The following is a 17,364-nucleotide window of genomic DNA, read 5'->3' as shown; positions in this document are numbered from 1 at the left end:
CGAAAGAAAAAATTGAAAATATGAGCAAGAATAAATTATTTAAAGTATTTATCATGATTGCATTTATCATGTGCAGTTGTGAGGATAATTTTGATCCGAAGATGTATGGCACATTGAATGTTTCTAATTATCCGGTGACTGAAGCCGAATACGAATCATTTATGATGACCTGCTATATGCCTTTTACTACTACATGGACCTATTGGATTGGTGCCGGTACGAGTGGCAACCAGCATGGTTGGTATATACCTGCCGGAGGCGTACTGAAATTCTTTGATTATCCGACCGATGAGATGGCGGTGTGGAATAATGGTTGGGGAGGTGGATACTACTTCCTTTCCAAAGCCGATTTCAGTCAGTGTGTCTATTATACGAGTGGTACGTTAAGTGACGAAAGGCCGAATCATTTTCCGAAAGTAAGTGAGATTTCCTACTTCACCAATGTGATTGGAACTTTGGAGAAGGCTTCTACCGAGGTCGTTTCCGAGGAACGTAAAAGGGAGTTTATTGCCGAGGCCCGTCTTTGCCGGGGATTGATGATGTATTATTTATTGCATGTATATGGACCTGTTCCTTTGATTGTTGATCCGAGCGATCTGATTAATCCTTCAAAACTGGAGAATCTGGTACGTCCGACATTGCAGCAAATGACGGAATGGATTATGGCTGATTTTGATTATGCTTATCAGTATATTGCAGATACTCAGCCGGAACAAGGACGTTACAATAAGGACTATGCACGTGTGTGCATCATGCGGCATTGCTTGAATGAAGGTTATTATATGTCCGGTTATTATCAGAAAGCGATTGATATGTATAGCGAGTTGAAGGGGCGGTATAGCCTTTTCAAAAAAGGAGATAATCCTTATATCGAGCAATTTAAAAATGCCAATAATTTCAATTCGGAAGTGATTATGGCTGTCAGTTGTGATGAAACGGCGGATGGTACGAATAAGTCCGGTAATTTTAATCCGCTGATGATGCTCGCTACTCCTGATAATGCGGCGAGAGTGGACGATCAAGGAAATCCCACTCCTTTTTATCTGCAAGGGCAGGGATGGGGACAAACCTTTAACGTGTCTCCGAAATTCTGGGATACGTATGATCCTTCGGATAAGCGTCGTGATGTCATCCTGACTAAATATTATACGACAGCCGGAACTTGGATTGACCGGAATACAACCACATGGGACGGATTTATAATTAATAAATTCCCGGTTGAAACGGCTACGGCTTTTCAGGGGACTGATATACCGTTGGCCCGTTGGGCGGATGTCTTGTTGATGTATGCGGAAGCTGAAGTTCGTAAAAACAATGCCGCTCCGTCTGCTGACGCTGTTGCTGCAGTGAATGAAGTGCGTAAACGCGCCGGACTGGATGATCTTCCGGCATCGGCAACAGCTAGTGCTGAAGCTTTCCTGGATGCTTTACTTACCGAAAGAGGACATGAAATGTTGTATGAAGGAATGCGTAAAATAGACCTCATCCGGTTTAATCAATATGCACAGCGTACGGCGAAGATAAAAGGAGTGGCTCCTACACATCAATATGTGCCTATTCCCAATTATGCGGTTCAGCAAGCTTCGGAATCTTATGGAAAAGTGTTGGTACAGACATTTGAGCGTGAGGGATGGAAAGCAGATCTTGCGGCAGCTCGCAATTAATGTCGTCATTCATGATTGTTAAACTAGAGATCTTAAGAAAAATGAAAAAGATATACGTACTATTCATATCATCGTTACTGCTCTTTTCGTGTGCAAAAGATGATATTAGTAAGCCAAGTGAATGGCCGGAGTGGCCTACGCCTTCAAAACCTAAAATAGAAAATGCTGTATTGCGGGGAGTGAATGGTGAAACGGTTGTGGCGGCTGGTGATAAAGTTAAATTCACCGCACAGATAAGTGATGAGTATAATGATCTGGTTTCATTCCAATTACTGGTAACAATGGATGGAGCCGAGATTTTGAACTTGTCCAAGGGATTGAGCGGACGTTCTGCAGTTATTGAAGAGGAAGCAACTTTGCCCTTTGTTGCCGGTTTTCAGAACGGACGTCCTGTGGTAACCATCAAAGCTGTAAATGATTTAGGAGGCAATGAATCGACCCTGACCTTGGATGAGGCCGCAAGTGTGGCGGTGACCCGTCCGGAAACACCTTCCAAATTATACCTTGTTGATGATTTGGGAAATGTGTATGAAATGGACAAGGAGAATCAGAATGAAACGGATTATAGTTTCCGGACGAGTGCAGCGGATTTGACTGGAATTGGAGACCATTTTAAAGTTGCCGAAAAGATAGTAAACAATAAACCTGATTATTCCGGTTTGGTATGGGGGTATTCGGACAATAAGATTTCGATTGTGACTGATGATACAGCTACTTCGATTCCGACTCCTAAGGTGGGGAGTTATATATTGGAGAATATCACTTTTGATATGTTGAATTTCTCGACCGATAAGACACTGGCATATAGCATTGATATTGACAAGTCCCGGTTCTTTGATGTGGGAGGCGGATATATTCAGTTGGATATTGAATTGGTAGAGAGTGCCAAGATTAATTTTATAGGTTTTGGCAGTGATGTCACCAATATGCTCCGGCCCGAATTTTTTAAAGATGTTTCAGGGAGTAAAGCAAAATTCGATGGTCCGTCGGTACTTTATAACTTGAAATATAATACATCAAATGGTTTCATGTATATGGAACGGCCGCGGGATGTTTTCTATCCGGAGGTGATGTATATTCTTGGTACTGGAGTTGGCTTTCCACGTGAACCTTATGTGGCTACGCTTGCTTGGGACTTCGCATATCCTCACCAATGGTTCTTCTTTAAAAAGGTCGGTGCAAGTACTTTTGAAGCAGTCGTATACATTGACCAAACGATGGGATTTAAATTTTATAGAGGATATGGTTGGGCACAAGAGGAGGATACAAAGGATTTATATACAGTGGAGCCTGTTAACTTGATAACAAGAAATGCTCCCGGTGATCTGATTCCGGGTCCTGATTTTAAAGCCGGACTTTATACGATACATATTGATAAAGCCAAAGAAGTGATACGATTGACTCCTTATAATTAAGAGAGAATCAATATTAATAGTCTTTAATTTAATATTCAATAGAATTATGTATATATCAATGAAAGCATATAGTAAGAAGTTGTTGGTTGCATTCTTTTTTTCGATGTTGCCAATGGTATTGATGTCTTGTTCGATGGATCCGGAGAAAGCCTCTTTCTCTATTTCCGGGGATTTGGGGAAGTTGCAGATCAGCAATGACGGGTTTACGGAAGTTTATTCGATAAAGTCTAATACGGAGTGGAAATTTGTTAACGAGACCGATCAGTCTTGGGCTACCATTTCTCCGGTTAAAGGGAGCGGGAACGGAAAAGTGACAATTACTGCAAGTGCGAATGCGGGAGCCGGACGTACGGCTGTATTTCGTGTGGTACCTAATGGGGTGAAGACACAGGAAATAGAGATTGTTCAGGGCAACTCCTATATCCCTACAACTGATGGGGAGTTCCCGATTATAGCATGGACTGGGGTGGAAGCGGACAAGTCGTTGGAGAAATTTCCGGTAATGAAAGCATCCGGCATTAATATTTATCTGGGATGGTATGATGATTTGGAGACAACATTGAAGGCGCTTGACGCTGCACAGAAAACCGGAGTGAAAATGATAACTTCTTGTAAAGACCTTTTGTCTGTTGCTACTGCTGAAGAGGTTGTAAAAGCAATGATGAACCATCCGGCTTTGTATGCCTATCATTTGAAGGATGAACCGGAAGTGAATGATTTGCCGGGCTTGGGCGAATTGGTGAAGAAGATTAAAACCATCGACAGTCATCATCCTTGTTATATAAATCTGTACCCCAACTGGGCCTGGGGAAAAGAACTTTATTCTGAAAATGTAAAGTCGTTTATAGAGCAGGTGCCTGTACCGTTTATATCCTTTGACAATTATCCTATTGTATCTATAAATGGTGCTCCCAGCATTGTCCGCCCGGACTGGTATCGGAATTTGGAAGAAATATCAGCGGCTGCCAAAGAGAGTAATAAACCTTTTTGGGCGTTTGCACTTGCGCTTTCCCATAAACTGGATGAAACTCATTTTTATAAAATACCGACATTGCCCGAGTTGAGATTACAAGTTTTCAGCGATCTGGCTTACGGTGCACAGGCAATCCAGTATTTTACTTATCGCGGACTTCAACATGATGAGCCGACCGAAGTATATGATTTGGTCAAGACTGTCAATCAGGAGGTGCAACAGCTTGCAGGTATATTCTTGGGAGCGCAGGTTATTTCAGTGTCTCATACCGGAAGTGAAATACCGGAAGGAACTACAGTGTTGGGAAGTTTGCCGGCCCCTATAAAATCATTGACAACGAGTGATACGGGTGCTGTTGTTTCTGTATTGGAGAAAGATAATAACCAGTATCTTGTAGTTGTAAATAAGGATTTTCGTAATGTGATGAATCTGGCAATTGATGTGGACGGTTCTGTAAGCAGAGTGCTGAAGGATGGTTCAACTGTAAGTCCGGACGGTTCTACGATAGCGGTTGAACCGGGGGATATGGTCATATTTACATGGAGAAAATGAATAAAGGTTTCTAATTAGATAAAGTAAACGCAGCAAGAAAAAGCAAGGTTGATGATAATACAGCAAGAATGCAGTCTATTAAGCAGTTAGGTGTTTAACTCATAATACTGCATAAGCTGAAAAAGGAGATCCGCTAAAAACAGCGAAAGACTTCAGTTCCCATATCGTTACTGATATAACGGGAATAAGAAACGGCACAACGGGTTCTATTTCAGTAATTTGCACAGTTTTTCATACCTGAGGACAACTCGCTTGATATTAACTTTGTAACGATCAAAAAAGTATGAAAACGAGTATGAGCAGATCGACTTTCAAAATCCTCTTCTACGTGAAGAAGGGCAGCGAGAGAGCCAACGGCTATCTCCCCCTAATGTGCCGTCTTACGGTGGACGGTGAAATCAAGCAGTTCAGTTGTAAACTGGACGTACCTCCGAAACTTTGGGACGTGAAAACGGCACGTGCCACGGGCAAGAGCGCCGAGGCGCAGAAAATCAATGCGGAGGTTGACCGGATACGCGTGGACGTGAACCGCCGTTACCAGGAACTGATGCAGTCCGACGGCTATGTCACCGCCGCCAGGCTGAGGGACGCCTGCCTCGGGCTGGGCGTGAAACGCGAGACGCTGTTGAAACTCTTCGAGCAGCACAACGAGGAGTTCATCAAGAAAGTGGGACACAGCCGCGTGCAGGGAACATACAACCGCTACCGTACCATATACAGGCACCTTTGCGAGTTCGTCCCGAAAGTGTACCGCCGTGACGACATTCCCCTGAAGGAACTCAACCTGACGTTCATCAACAACTTCGAGTATTTCCTGCGTACGGAGAAGAAATGCCGCACCAATACCGTATGGGGTTACATGATCGGGCTCAAGCACGTCATCTCCATCGCCCGCAACAGCGGTGCGCTTCCCTTCAACCCCTTCGCCGGGTACATCAACTCCCCCGAAAGCGTTGACCGGGGCTACCTAACAGAGCGTGAGATACAGACGCTGATGGAGGCCCCGGTGAAAAGCGGGACCTGCGAACTGGTACGCGACCTCTTCATCTTCTCTGTGTTCACCGGACTGGCATACGCGGACGTGAAGGCGCTGACGACCGACCGGCTCCAGACCTTCTTCGACGGCAACCTCTGGATCATCACCCGCCGGCGCAAGACAAACACCGAGTCCAACATCCGCCTGCTGGACGTTCCCAAGCGCATCATAGAGAAGTACAAGGGGCTGTCCAAGGACGATCATGTATTTCCGGTACCGAGCAACGGCAGATGCAACACCATATTGAAGGAACTTGGCAGGCAGTGCGGTTTCAAGATAAGGCTGACCTATCATGTTGCCCGGCATACGAACGCCACCACCGTGCTGCTCTCGCACGGTGTGCCCATCGAGACCGTAAGCCGTCTTTTGGGGCATACGGATTTGAAAACCACCCAGATATATGCCCGGATAACCAACCAGAAGATCAGCAGCGACATGGAAATCCTGTCCCATAAGCTGGAAAAGATGGAGAAGGAAATATGCGATGCCATATGAGGAAATGGTATTTATGAAACGGACGATTTTCCCCTTCCTCATCAAAGTTCGTCCGTCCCTGCGGGACTCCGCGTTTTCCCTTCGGTTTCCGGTAGAAAATTTCCGCATGGTGAAATTTTCTACCGGAAAAACGCTCCGAAAGCGCAGGGACGGACGTAAAAGGGATTCAGAAGGCGAAAACTGCGACCGACGTAGTGCATGTGCGACAAGGAAAAGAACTGTCCGGGAGCCCCTTTTCATGCCGTACCCCGGCATGAGACCGCTTTCCTCTCCGGCTGTGGTGAAGGCTCTCCTGCTCCCTCTGCATTGCATATGCGAGTTGTTCCGCCTGTATCCACGTCAGCCGGTATTGCCTGCCCTTTCCTTGGTAGAAACGGCTTGTCGCAACAGGCGGCGTGACACAAACTTTTCCGGATATGGAGGACCATTCCGGAAAATACACCGTACATTTGTACATCGAACCAATAATAACCGAATAACCGTTAAAAGAACATGGCTAAAATTAAAGTCCAAAATACAGAAGTGACAGTCATCACGTACAATGACAAGGATTATATCTCCCTGACCGACATGGTCCGCAATATGGAAAACGGTCCCGCCCTTATTGAAAAGTGGTTGCGTAACAAGAATACCGTCGAGTTTCTGGGCATATGGGAGGAGATGTACAATCCGGATTTTAATTCCCCGAATTCGAGGGAATTAAAAACGAGGCCGGATTGAACCGTTTCATCCTTTCCGTCAAACAATGGGTGGAAAAGACCAACTCCAAAGGTATCATCGCCAAGGCCGGACGCTATGGAGGGACTTACGCACACAAGGATATCGCGTTCGAGTTCGCCACGTGGGTATCCCCTCAATTCAAGCTGTACCTGCTGAAAGAGTTCCAGCGGTTGAAAGAGGAGGAACAGGCCCAGCTCGGCTGGAGTGCGAAACGGGAACTGTCAAAGATCAACTACCGCATACATACCGATGCCATCAGGCAGAACCTGATACCGGTGGAAGTCACCCCCGCACAGGCCGGCGTCATCTATGCGGAAGAGGCGGACGTGCTCAACGTAGCCATGTTCGGGATGACCGCCAGGATGTGGCGTGAGCAGAATCCCGGTCTGAAGGGCAATATCCGTGACTATGCCTCCATCAATGAACTGATCTGCCTCTCCAATATGGAAAACCTGAACGCCGTATTCATAGACCAGGGCATACCGCAAGGCGAACGGCTCGTGAGACTGAACCGGATAGCCATCCAGCAAATGCGTGTGTTGGAAGATGATGGCGGACGAAAACTGCTTGAATGAGAATTCCGGCAGGCAACGCATCGGCATGTCCGTAAACGGGGCAAGGAGGTGAAATGCCGCCTGATCCACATTCATGCATGGGATATGGGATACTGAAGCTACGGAACGGCTTACAGCCTGATATCAAGTGTCATAACCGTTCCGTGGCGGGGTATTGTTCGGAACACATTCCCGAATGAGGTCTTCCATGATTTTAAAAGACTCCGTATTCCAGAAGGAACAAACGTACACATACAATTTCTCCGGAACGGCTAACCTTCCTGTCACTTCCCTGTAATCCTCCCCAAAATCAACACTGCCGTATAAACCGCATGAAAGCCCGGACATGCTTCCTGTTTCCAATCCCATTTCCGCTCCTTCTGCAATATCACGTATTGCCGTTCTCATTCCATATCCTTGAATATTTCTCCAAGTATGCCGAAGACAGAAAAGCTGCATGGTATTTTAGATTCTCACCGGACAGGCAATAGACAGAAGGAATCCGTCATCCTCATTTCTTGCGGCAAAAATAGTTGTTTTTCAGGCCGGTCCCGCAAGGCGGCCCTGCGGGCTGGTTGCTCGTGAAAAAATCTTCCTCACGCTTTGCGTGAGCGTATTTTTCACGGCAAGCCTTGCCGGAGACCGCCGAAAAACAAACTGGAGGAAGCACAAGAAATAAGAATGCCTACCCGTGTAGGCCATGTATAACTCAAAAAAATATAAGGTTATGGCAGACAAGAGCGCAGAAAAGGAAAGACTGTTCAACGAGTGGTTCACAAAATCCTATGACAGGTTGAGAGGGACGTTACGCCGGTACGGAATGCTGGACGAGGACAATTTCCATGACACCTACCTTTTCGTAAGAAGGCAGGTGCTGGTTCCCGGAAAGGACATAACGGACTATGACGCGTATTTCATCGGATGCTACAAAAAGGCGGCCCTGATAAAGATTAAAAGGGAGAACCGGTATGCACACCCTGAAGATGATTTCTTCCTCCGATGTGGCGAGGAGGCAAAATTCCTTTCCGAGGACGACCTGAACGGGTGCGAGCGGCTGGTAAGAGACATACTGCGTTTCGTAAGGCAGAAGTTCTCCTACGAGGAATACCGGATGTTCATGCTCAGGTTCTATGAAGCGCAGTTCTCGTTCAAGGCGCTGGCGGAATGCATGGGTATCTCGGCATCGGCCATATCGCAGAAAGTATGCAGGATAGTGGACGCGGTACGTACCCACAGCGGTTTCGCATGGAGAAGTCAGATGCTGGCGGTGGAAAGCTTCATGTATTGAAAAACAAAAACAGTTCAACCGATAAAAGAAGGACAATTATGGCACTGATAGTATACAACAGGGAAAACTCCCGTCCGCAGGAAGTCACATACAAGGGTAAGCGGACCATCAACCTTGACAGCAGGGGGACTGTCTATCTGTCAAAGACGATGTCAATCGAATTAGGAATCCTCGGCGGCGGACGGGTGAACTTCGCCCACGACGACGAGACGGGTGACTGGTATATCTGCCGGGCCGACGACAGCGAGGGGTTCATCGTCTGGAAGGACAAAAGATGCGCAAGGTTCTCGGCGGGGTTTATCGTGCAGAGGCTCATGCGGCAGGCGAAGGTGGAGAGGAAGAGCGTGCAGTTCATGATGGCGAGGATGCCGGTAGAGATTGGCGGAGTGGCCTATTACAAGATACTGCTCTCGAATCCGATACTCAGATAGAGACATGGGCCGGAGGAGTCCGGCTGTATATGACATGACGGAGACAGGCGCATCCGACGGGACAAAAGCCCGGAGGATGTGCCTGTTTTTATGTGCCGTCATGTTTACACACGGACATGCGGTTGTCACCGGCCGGCATAAGGTCACTCCGAAAAGACCGGGAAACGGCATTGCCGGAGGATAATGATACCGGTACGGAATATGCCGTCATTACGGGAATGGATCGTCCCACCGGTACACGAACGACCCGCCCCAATTTCAGAATAACATAATGACATAATAAAATAAGGGTCTTTTTTTATAATGGAATCCCCGTATCTTATTGCCATACCGGAAAAATGTTTCCATGTCCCGCCATGTTATGCCAATGTTGTCACCGGATCATAATTCATAAAGAGAAATACTCTGTGTATAAATACTTTATGAGCAAATTAAAGTCGTTCATCCGATGGAAAGAAAACGAAGGGGCGACCGGTATGACAACCGACCGCCCCTTTATTCACGATCCCGTACGGAACATTTCTAAAGTTCCTCCGGCCTGGTTCTCGCCTTCCGGTAGCAGCCGTCAAGCAACTTCTCGATATCGGAAGAACGGTACAATATCTTGCCGCCCAGCCGGGTAAATGCAAGCAGGCCGCTGTCACGGTACTGTTGCAGGCTGCGGCGGCTCACTTTCAGTTTTTCAGCCAGTTCGCGGTCCGTATAGAAGTTCTCGCCCGCCATCGCCGGTGACCTGCCGGCAAAGAGACGCTCCATGGAAACGGAGAGACGTTCGACGGTAGAGAAGAACTCTCTTATATGCTCGCTGCTCTCACGGGTGAGCAAACGGTTATCGGTATTCATCATAAATCTCATCTGTTTGTTGGTTTGACATTTACTTTTTCAGTTTCTCATATATCGGCCCCACCCCATGACATGGAGGATATGGGGGCATCCCTCCGACATGAACCGGCACTCTTTCGTACCGATACGGATATGGCATCCCTCCCCGTCCCCGTCTATCCTGTAGAGCGAGAAACTTCCCCGCCCGTACTCCGCGTCAAGGCTGTAGGCCAGCAGGCGGTAGTCCCCGCTGGAATCCCTGAAGATGTAGAAATCGGGACTGCCGTCCAGACTTTCCCAGCCGCCTGCCAGACTGCCGGGAGAAAGTATCATCCTTTCGTTTCCCATGGCTTTTCAAATTGATTTTCCCATGCTTTCAGCCCGCTTGCGGCGCTCCTCCACTATCCGGATGATACTTTCTACGTCCTCGGGCTTGTAATAAGTCTTATGGCAGATCTGTGTATATGCCAGCGTGCCATTGTCACGCAGGGTCTGCAGGGTTCTCGGGCTGACCTTCAGCAGTAGGCACACCTCCTGGTTGTCCAGCCATTTCTTCTCTTCCATGTCACCGTACAGCCGGCAAAGGGTGTCCAGCCGATCCGCGAACGTCCGGAAGGCCGAGAGCATCGCCTCGAAGGTCCTTGCTTCAATGTTCACTATTTCCATAATTAATGTAATTTCAGGTTTGACATCTGTTTCATTCTCTTTTCGGATCCGGATTCCGTGCCGCAATTTAGTGAATTCCGGCGGAACATCCTGAATTTCAAGACAGGATGACTACCTTTGACACCATATGCGTACTTGTTTCATCCGCAAAGTAAATGATTGTTCCCGGATATGGTTCCGGCCCTTCATCAGATGTCATTATATGTCATCAGATGTCATGGAAATCTGATTTTAACATTCATTTGTTTTTAGTAAACAGATGTTCAGATCCGTTCCCGAAGAGTGGAAAATTTCCGGTGCGTATATTTGTGAAGTCATCACTGTCAGACTGATCCAACAATATGAATAACGCGGCAAACCCCGCCAATCGGACCCGTCCGTTTCACACCGTCTGTTATTATCGTTTTATTTGCTTCCGACAACCGGGCAAACGGGTAGACCGTGCCCACAGTATCAACCAGCTAAAATCCATGTACAATGAAAAGTGAACCGACTGAAAAACCGAGAAGAAAGAAAACGGTGGTATCCGAAACCGCAGACAGAAAGAACAGCCGTAGTCTCGAGCCCGGCCACGACGAGTGGTGGGAAAGACTCATGATGGAACCCGGTCCGGGGGAATCCGCCGGTACGGACGCTTCCGTGACGGAATCGATGATTCCATCCGGGCTCGTTGCGGAGGAGGTATCCGGGGAGGCGAGAAGAAAGGACACCCCGCCGGAACCGGAAGACCCCGTGAGAAGAAGAACGAGCGGCAGGCAACGCAGGGCCTCGCTGGAGGAGTACCGGGAAACGTACCTCACCGTCCCGAAGATCAGGAACCGCAAGACGGTGTTCGTCAGTGAGGATGTGAGGGACGAACTGGACGCCGTCGTCCGCAGGCTCGGCGGGCGTGGCATGAGCGTTTCCGGACTGCTGGAGAACCTTGCCAGGGAGCATCTTGCCGCCTACCGTGGGGACATCGAGCAGTGGAGAAAAATCTGACAGCCTGTTACCGGGCGTGGAGTATACCCGATGTATGCACTGTTCCCTGTATACCCGCTTCAATGTGGAAAATGCGGGGGGGATTTTTCTGTGGGGGGAGCAAGGGTATGTTTCCGGATTCCCGAAAACCCTTGCTCCCCGCGCCCGGCGGTTGCTGGGAGGGCAAATCCGCTCCCGCCGGTCGCAGATTTTGGAATGAAAGAAGTACGGACGAAAAAGAAAAAACATATGACAAACGATGTGAATGGGATGAAGAAAAATGTGGCTGTCCGGCACTGGGCAGGACGCGTAAATTGACCAGAGGCGTGACGGTGAAGTTCTCCCCCGTCAGCTACGAGGCTCTCAGGTTCAGGGCAGGGAAGTCCGGCCGGAGTCTGGCGGTCTATATCAGGGAGGCAGCACTGGCGGCCACCGTTACGGCAAGGCATACACCGGAGGAGAACGCACTGTTGCGCAGCCTGGCGGGAATGGCGAACAACCTGAACCAGCTGACAAAGCTCTCGCACCAGACCGGCTTTTACAGGACAAGGCTGCTGATAGAGGGGCTGCTGGGAAAGCTGAAGCGGATCATGGATGATTACAGGCCGAAAGGAGGATAGCCTCATGATAGGGAAGATCAGGAAAGGCCGCTCGTTCAGCGGCTGCATACGCTACGTGACGCAGAAGGACGACGCAAAAATCATCGCCTCGGAAGGCGTGCTGCTGGGAACGGTGGAGGAGACGGCACGCAGTTTCCGGTGGCAATGCCTGCTGAATCCGGACGTGGCGAAACCGGTGGGGCACATTGCGCTCAGCTTCAAGCCGGAGGACGCACCGAGGCTGACCGACGCGTTCATGGCAAGGCTGGCGGAGGAATACCTGGAGCTGATGGGGATACGGAACACGCAGTTCATCGTGGTGAGGCATCACGGGACGGACAACCCGCACTGCCACATCGTCTTCAACCGGGTGAACTTCGACGGGAAGGTGATTTCCGACAGCAACGATTTCAAGCGCAACGAGAAAGTGACAAAAATGCTTAAGGACAAGTATTCGCTCACCTATTCCGAAGGCAAACAGTCCGTTAAAACGGAAAAGCTGCATGCTTCCGAAAAGGTGAAATACGAAATATACCGTGCGGTCAAGGAAGCTTTGAGGAGTGCAGATACATGGAAAGAATTTCAAAATAAGCTCTTAAAAATGGGCGTGGAAATGGAATTCAAGTACAAGGAAAACACTAATGAAGTGCAGGGCATCCGCTTTATAAAGAACGGTCTGTCATTCAAGGGAAGTGGGATTGACCGCAGTTTCAGTTGGTCAAGGCTGGATGCGGCATTGGACCATAACCATGTCACGTCCCTGGAAAATGACGTTTCCCAAAAGCAACCGTACCATGAACAAAGTCATGGTTCTGTTATTGATAACCTGGTCGAAGTCACCGGTACGGGTGGCGTGTTCATGCCGTCGGTGGTACCGACGGAGGACGAGAAAGAGGCGGAACGCCTGCGGAGAAAGAAGAAGCGCAGGAAAGGAAGGAGTTTGTGAACCATATGTATAACGAAAAAACTTTGAAAGATGAAACAGGAAAATTATCTGGAAGGCATCTACGGATGCCTTGAAAGGATCGAGAAGAAAGTGGAGACGCTGCCTGTGGAAGGCACAAGCCCCGCAGTTGAAAACCGGACCAATTCCCCTGAAGGGATTGCGGAACTGAAAATCCGTCTGGAACGCCTGCAATCCGCAGTGGAGAAAAACAGTTCGGAAATAGCAGCGGTACGTAGCCATACCGCCCGGTTGTCGGAAGGCAGGCCGTTGTCTGCCGAAACGTTTGCCGGAGAAATGGAAAAGACAAGGGACAGCCTGCGGCAGGACAGCCAGGCGGTAAAGGAAACGGTAAGACGGCTGGATGAGAGAATGGTCCTGTTGAAAAAGGAACCGGTACACAAACTGGTGACCTACCGTCTGGAAAGCGCATCCAAGGCGGTGGTAACGACAGCTTCAGCACTGATCCTGGCACTGGTCGTTTCCGTCTGGACCAACTGTAACCAGTACCGCACGAACCGGCTTTTGAAGGATGCCGATTTGAAATACCGTGCCATCAGGATCTGCCTGCCGGGGGATGATCCCGACATCGCCTTCCTGGAGAAGCATTTCACCATCGAGCGGGACGAGGAAAAGATCCGGCGTGTGGAAAGGCTGGTGACCGCTTTTGAGGACTCGGTCAGGAACCGCATCCGTAATCATGAAATGGCGGCCTACAAGGACAGTCTGGCGCACCGGCTGTTCAGGGAGGCACAGGAAATCAGGAAGCAAGTGGACAATCCTAATTCAAAATGACTGCACTATGGCAACAATCAAAACCAAATTCAGGTCCTCGTCCGTGGAAGGCAGGGAGGGAACGCTCTATTTCCAGATCATCCACGGAAGGGTGGCGCGCCAGATAAACACCGGCTACAGGCTGTTCCCTTCGGAATGGGACGGACGCATGTCGGAAATCATACTGCCGGTATCCGGTGATGCCAGAAGAAGCCTTCTGCTTGCGTTAAAGGAGCGGATGGAAAAAGACATCCGCCGTCTGGAAAGTATCATTGCCGGACTGGAACGTTCCGGCGGTACCTATCCCGCCGGCAGGGTTGTCGAACTTTTTCACAACCCGCCCCCTGAGGACAGCCATAATTTCATGGCCTTCGGAAAGAGGCTCGTGGAGGAACTGGAGCGTGTCGGCAAGAAGCGCACCGCCGAGAGGTACACCACCGTACTGAACAGCTTCACGCGCTTTCGGGGCAGGGACGGCGACATCCCGCTGGAGGATATCGGCTCCACCCTCATGCTGGAATACGAGGCATGGCTGAAGGACAAGGGGATATGTCCGAACAGCACCTCCTATTATATGCGGAACCTGCGTGCCGTCTACAACCGTGCGGTGGACAAGGAACTGACGATACAGCGCAGCCCTTTCAAACATGTCTACACCGGGATAGACAAGACCGTAAAACGTGCTGTTCCGTTGAAAGTGATCCGCATGATACGCGATCTGGACCTTCGCATTTCCCCGGGCATGGAATACGCCAGGGACATGTTCATGCTGAGCTTTTATACCCGTGGCATGTCGTTCGTTGACATTGCCTACCTGAAAAAAGCTGATCTGAAGAGCGGTGTGCTAACCTACCGCAGGCAGAAAACCGGACGGCGTCTGTCCATTAAATGGGAGAAACCCATGCAGGAGATACTGGACAGGTATGGCCACAATGACAGCCCCTACCTTTTTCCGGTCATCAAAGATACGGCTAAGGATGCCGTGCGGCAGTACAGGAGCACAGCGCATTTCATCAACGGGAAACTCAAAGAACTTGGGAAACGGCTCGGGCTCGGCATGCCGCTCACGATGTATGTAGCGCGCCATGCCTGGGCGAGTATTGCCAGAAGCAAAAATGTCCCGCTGGCAACCATCAGCGAGGCGATGGGACATGATTCGGAGAACACGACCAAAATCTACCTCGCCTCACTGGACACCTCACAGGTAGACAAAGCAAATGACATCATACTTAAATCTTTATAACGGGAACAAATGCGACACGCAGAATACTGAATAAAAGGCTATACCGATCCTGCTTCTCTTTTTAAGAGAAATATTAGACATTGCAAAGATAGGTAAAATATAGGAAAATATCCACCTGTATGATAAAAAACAGTTTTCTTCGAAAGAAAATGTTTCAAATTCCGGTTTAATTGTCAAACAAATCCTTGTCAGGTTCCATATATAGCATCTGATTATCAGAACTATCCCTTTCCGGTATTTCTCTTAAAAAGAAAAGTACCGGAAAAGATCTATGAATACAGTGGCAGAATACTGTTGGAAATGTTCTTATTGACAATTTAAAACCAGATGCGTTTGAAAGGTTTTTGAAAGCATTTTGTAATATAATAAAAATTGTTGAGCATACGGCTCATTTTCTTGGCAAGAGAAATATTACAATGTGCAAAGTTATGTAAAATATTGAAGAAACGATAGAAAACAGGTGATAAAATATAACCAAAACATTCATACAGAGTGTATTTGCTTAACATATATTGGATAAACGCCACAATGCCACTTCGCTTTTCTACTTGTCTATCAATTAATTACATAAAATATGGTCCTCTAATATTTCTCTTGCCAAGAGAAGTAGTGACGGAAGCCCCGGAAATGAGGTCTGTACACTTTGTCAAAAGTATGGAACTAACAATGGATATTATGGGAAAAGGGAACGTAATCCATTGTAATACATGCCAATATGTAGGTTGGCATGAACTAGGTTTATATCCACACCTATAAAATGTTTCGGAATATGAGTACGAGTCTTTTTACAGCGGAGGAAAAAAGGCAGGTCCGATGGTTCGTCATGCGCGCCTACAAGAATGAGAAAATGGCAGAGGACAGGCTGAAAGACAAGGAATATGGTTTGGAATATTTTATCCCGAAACATTATGCCGTAAGAACTTATCATGGAGTGAAGTCAAAAAAGTTGGTGCCGGTTATACCGAGTCTGCTTTTCGTCCACGCCAGCCATTCGCAGATCACTGAATTCAAGAAACGATACAATTTCTTGCAATTCGCCATGTGGGAAAAGAGCACGGGGGTGGAATATATTACCGTACCGGATGACCAGATGGACAGCTTCATCAAGATAGCTTCTCATTATGAGGAGGACACTGTTTATTATAGGCCCGAAGAAATAGACTTGAAAAGAGGAATGCGTGTATGTATCCACGGTGGCAAGTTCGATAACGTGAAGGGCATGTTTGTGCGGGTGCAGGGCAAGAGAAACCGTAGGGTGGTTGTCCTATTGGAGGGTGTCATGGCCGTTTCCGCTGAGGTGCACCCCGATCTGATTGAAGTTCTTTCCTAAAACCGCTGGCTTTTACGGGACTTCGCAAAAATCACGATAAAAATTAATTGAAATTACAAATTAGAAATAATATAAACTGTACAGATATAAATATGAAGAATCGATTTTTGATTTATCTCTTTGCGATAGTGTTGTTTACATCCTGTCACACTTCGAAGGAGATTCTTTACTTTCAAGACATTGCTGTGAATCAGCCTGAAGCGATTGTGGGTGCAAGAGACATCACCGTGCAGCCCAAGGACCAAATTTCCATCATGGTATCCAGTAAAGACCCGCAGTTGGCAGCGTTGTTCAACCTGACACGTGTCCAGTATCGGGCAGGAACTGCCGATTTACGTAGTAGCAACAATAATGGTGAAATATCCGGTTACACGCTCGATGACAAGGGAAACATAGACTTTCCGGTCATTGGTACGCTTCATATTGCCGGTATGACCAAAAGCCAGATTGCCGCCCTTATCAAGAAACGGCTGATGGAAGAGGACTTGGTGAAAGATCCGGTAGTGACCGTAGAGTTCATGAATCTCTATTTCTCCGTGTTAGGTGAGGTAAAAACCCCCGGCAAGTACAACATAACCAAAGACCAGATCACTTTGCTTGAAGCCATCAGCATGGCGGGCGACTTGACCATTACCGGTAAACGTGATGCTATCTTTGTCATCCGCGAGGAAAACGGTGAGCGTGTCACCCACTGGGTAGATCTTCGTAGTAAGGACATTTTTAAATCTCCGGTCTACTATTTGAAGCAAAACGATGTGATTTATGTGCAGCCCAATAAGATGCGTGCCGGTCAGAGCACCATCAACGAGAATAACGTGAAGTCCGTATCGCTATGGATCAGCGTCGCTTCATTCCTCACTTCGTTGGGTGTGCTAATATTCAAGTAACCTTCAGAAAAG

At 48.0% G+C, this 17,364-nt stretch carries 20 protein-coding genes and 2 pseudogenes; 19 read left to right on the top strand and 3 right to left on the bottom strand.

Annotated elements, in window-relative coordinates; translation table 11 throughout:
• Positions 1-20: 20 nt before the first annotated feature.
• The 6 genes and pseudogenes from NXX38_RS02360 (at position 21) to NXX38_RS02335 (ending at position 7,430) form a co-directional block, all read left to right on the top strand.
• On the top strand, positions 21-1,664 hold the full coding sequence (locus NXX38_RS02360; RefSeq protein ID WP_258978516.1) for a RagB/SusD family nutrient uptake outer membrane protein: 1,644 nt from the start codon (positions 21-23) through the stop codon (positions 1,662-1,664).
• Positions 1,664-3,079, top strand: coding sequence for a DUF5125 domain-containing protein (locus NXX38_RS02355; RefSeq protein ID WP_258981852.1), 1,416 nt, complete (start codon positions 1,664-1,666; stop codon positions 3,077-3,079). The genes NXX38_RS02360 and NXX38_RS02355 overlap by 1 nt, the downstream gene beginning before the upstream one ends.
• A gap of 46 nt (positions 3,080-3,125) precedes the next feature.
• A complete protein-coding gene (locus NXX38_RS02350; protein WP_258978515.1) occupies positions 3,126-4,604 on the top strand; it encodes a BACON domain-containing protein in 1,479 nt (492 codons plus the stop codon).
• A gap of 283 nt (positions 4,605-4,887) precedes the next feature.
• On the top strand, positions 4,888-6,135 hold the full coding sequence (locus tag NXX38_RS02345; RefSeq protein WP_005636637.1) for a site-specific integrase: 1,248 nt from the start codon (positions 4,888-4,890) through the stop codon (positions 6,133-6,135).
• Positions 6,125-6,661: a hypothetical protein gene (locus NXX38_RS02340; protein ID WP_005636633.1), complete on the top strand. Its 537-nt coding sequence runs from the start codon at positions 6,125-6,127 to the stop codon at positions 6,659-6,661. Before NXX38_RS02345 ends, NXX38_RS02340 begins: the two co-directional genes overlap by 11 nt.
• Positions 6,628-7,430, top strand: a pseudogene (locus NXX38_RS02335) (KilA-N domain-containing protein). The gene NXX38_RS02340 and the pseudogene NXX38_RS02335 overlap by 34 nt, the downstream one beginning before the upstream one ends.
• 123 nt (positions 7,431-7,553) lie before the next feature.
• On the opposite strand, the gene NXX38_RS02330 reads toward NXX38_RS02335, so the two are convergent.
• Complete coding sequence (locus NXX38_RS02330; protein ID WP_226766765.1) at positions 7,554-7,817, bottom strand: hypothetical protein; 264 nt, start codon at positions 7,815-7,817, stop codon at positions 7,554-7,556.
• Between the two features lie 319 nt (positions 7,818-8,136).
• Here NXX38_RS02330 and NXX38_RS02325 point away from each other — a divergent pair, with 319 nt between their 5' ends.
• Genes NXX38_RS02325 through NXX38_RS02315 form a run of 3 tightly spaced genes read left to right on the top strand, consistent with a single transcriptional unit; the run spans position 8,137 to position 9,312 of the window.
• Positions 8,137-8,697: a sigma-70 family RNA polymerase sigma factor gene (locus NXX38_RS02325; RefSeq protein WP_004320822.1), complete on the top strand. Its 561-nt coding sequence runs from the start codon at positions 8,137-8,139 to the stop codon at positions 8,695-8,697.
• A gap of 38 nt (positions 8,698-8,735) precedes the next feature.
• A complete protein-coding gene (locus tag NXX38_RS02320) occupies positions 8,736-9,128 on the top strand; it encodes a hypothetical protein (RefSeq protein WP_004320820.1) in 393 nt (130 codons plus the stop codon).
• 4 nt (positions 9,129-9,132) lie between these two features.
• Positions 9,133-9,312 carry a hypothetical protein gene (locus tag NXX38_RS02315; RefSeq protein WP_005641974.1) on the top strand — a complete coding sequence of 60 codons (180 nt, stop codon included), beginning with the start codon at positions 9,133-9,135 and terminating at the stop codon, positions 9,310-9,312.
• Between the two features lie 338 nt (positions 9,313-9,650).
• On the opposite strand, the gene NXX38_RS02310 is transcribed toward NXX38_RS02315, so the two are convergent.
• Positions 9,651-9,974 (bottom strand): helix-turn-helix domain-containing protein, encoded by a 324-nt coding sequence (locus NXX38_RS02310; protein ID WP_005641972.1) that lies wholly within the window; start codon positions 9,972-9,974, stop codon positions 9,651-9,653.
• Positions 9,975-10,052: 78 nt separating this feature from the next.
• Between NXX38_RS02310 and NXX38_RS02305 the strand changes: the two genes are divergently transcribed.
• A complete protein-coding gene (locus NXX38_RS02305; RefSeq protein WP_171030605.1) occupies positions 10,053-10,313 on the top strand; it encodes a hypothetical protein in 261 nt (86 codons plus the stop codon).
• On the opposite strand, the gene NXX38_RS02300 is transcribed toward NXX38_RS02305, so the two are convergent.
• Positions 10,305-10,616, bottom strand: a complete 312-nt coding sequence (locus NXX38_RS02300) for a helix-turn-helix domain-containing protein (protein WP_005641682.1) — start codon at positions 10,614-10,616, stop codon at positions 10,305-10,307. The genes NXX38_RS02305 and NXX38_RS02300 overlap by 9 nt on opposite strands.
• A 341-nt stretch (positions 10,617-10,957) precedes the next feature.
• Here NXX38_RS02300 and NXX38_RS02295 point away from each other — a divergent pair, with 341 nt between their 5' ends.
• From NXX38_RS02295 to NXX38_RS02255, 9 genes and pseudogenes are all read left to right on the top strand, one after another.
• Entirely contained in the window at positions 10,958-11,104 is a 147-nt protein-coding gene (locus tag NXX38_RS02295) for a hypothetical protein (protein WP_005641679.1), read from the top strand.
• Positions 11,094-11,597, top strand: a complete 504-nt coding sequence (locus NXX38_RS02290; protein ID WP_005634584.1) for a DUF3408 domain-containing protein — start codon at positions 11,094-11,096, stop codon at positions 11,595-11,597. Before NXX38_RS02295 ends, NXX38_RS02290 begins: the two co-directional genes overlap by 11 nt.
• Before the next feature lie 34 nt (positions 11,598-11,631).
• Positions 11,632-11,796 (top strand): hypothetical protein, encoded by a 165-nt coding sequence (locus tag NXX38_RS02285; protein ID WP_258978513.1) that lies wholly within the window; start codon positions 11,632-11,634, stop codon positions 11,794-11,796.
• A gap of 29 nt (positions 11,797-11,825) precedes the next feature.
• Positions 11,826-12,196: pseudogene (locus NXX38_RS02280) on the top strand (plasmid mobilization protein).
• 4 nt (positions 12,197-12,200) lie between these two features.
• Positions 12,201-13,121 (top strand): relaxase/mobilization nuclease domain-containing protein, encoded by a 921-nt coding sequence (locus NXX38_RS02275; protein WP_032596396.1) that lies wholly within the window; start codon positions 12,201-12,203, stop codon positions 13,119-13,121.
• Positions 13,122-13,151: 30 nt separating this feature from the next.
• A complete protein-coding gene (locus NXX38_RS02270; protein WP_005634578.1) occupies positions 13,152-13,913 on the top strand; it encodes a hypothetical protein in 762 nt (253 codons plus the stop codon).
• Positions 13,914-13,920: 7 nt separating this feature from the next.
• On the top strand, positions 13,921-15,135 hold the full coding sequence (locus NXX38_RS02265; RefSeq protein ID WP_005634576.1) for a site-specific integrase: 1,215 nt from the start codon (positions 13,921-13,923) through the stop codon (positions 15,133-15,135).
• A gap of 769 nt (positions 15,136-15,904) precedes the next feature.
• The gene (locus NXX38_RS02260) at positions 15,905-16,465 is read left to right on the top strand and encodes a UpxY family transcription antiterminator (RefSeq protein WP_032596399.1); all 561 of its coding nucleotides are present in this window, start codon (positions 15,905-15,907) and stop codon (positions 16,463-16,465) included.
• A 92-nt stretch (positions 16,466-16,557) separates the two neighbouring features.
• The gene (locus NXX38_RS02255; RefSeq protein ID WP_005634567.1) at positions 16,558-17,352 is read left to right on the top strand and encodes a polysaccharide biosynthesis/export family protein; all 795 of its coding nucleotides are present in this window, start codon (positions 16,558-16,560) and stop codon (positions 17,350-17,352) included.
• The last annotated feature ends 12 nt before the right edge of the window (positions 17,353-17,364 follow it).

This window comes from Bacteroides sp. BFG-637 (genome assembly GCF_024793605.1).
In the GTDB taxonomy this organism is placed as follows: domain Bacteria; phylum Bacteroidota; class Bacteroidia; order Bacteroidales; family Bacteroidaceae; genus Bacteroides; species Bacteroides vicugnae.
This window is presented reverse-complemented; position numbering and strand designations above follow the sequence as displayed.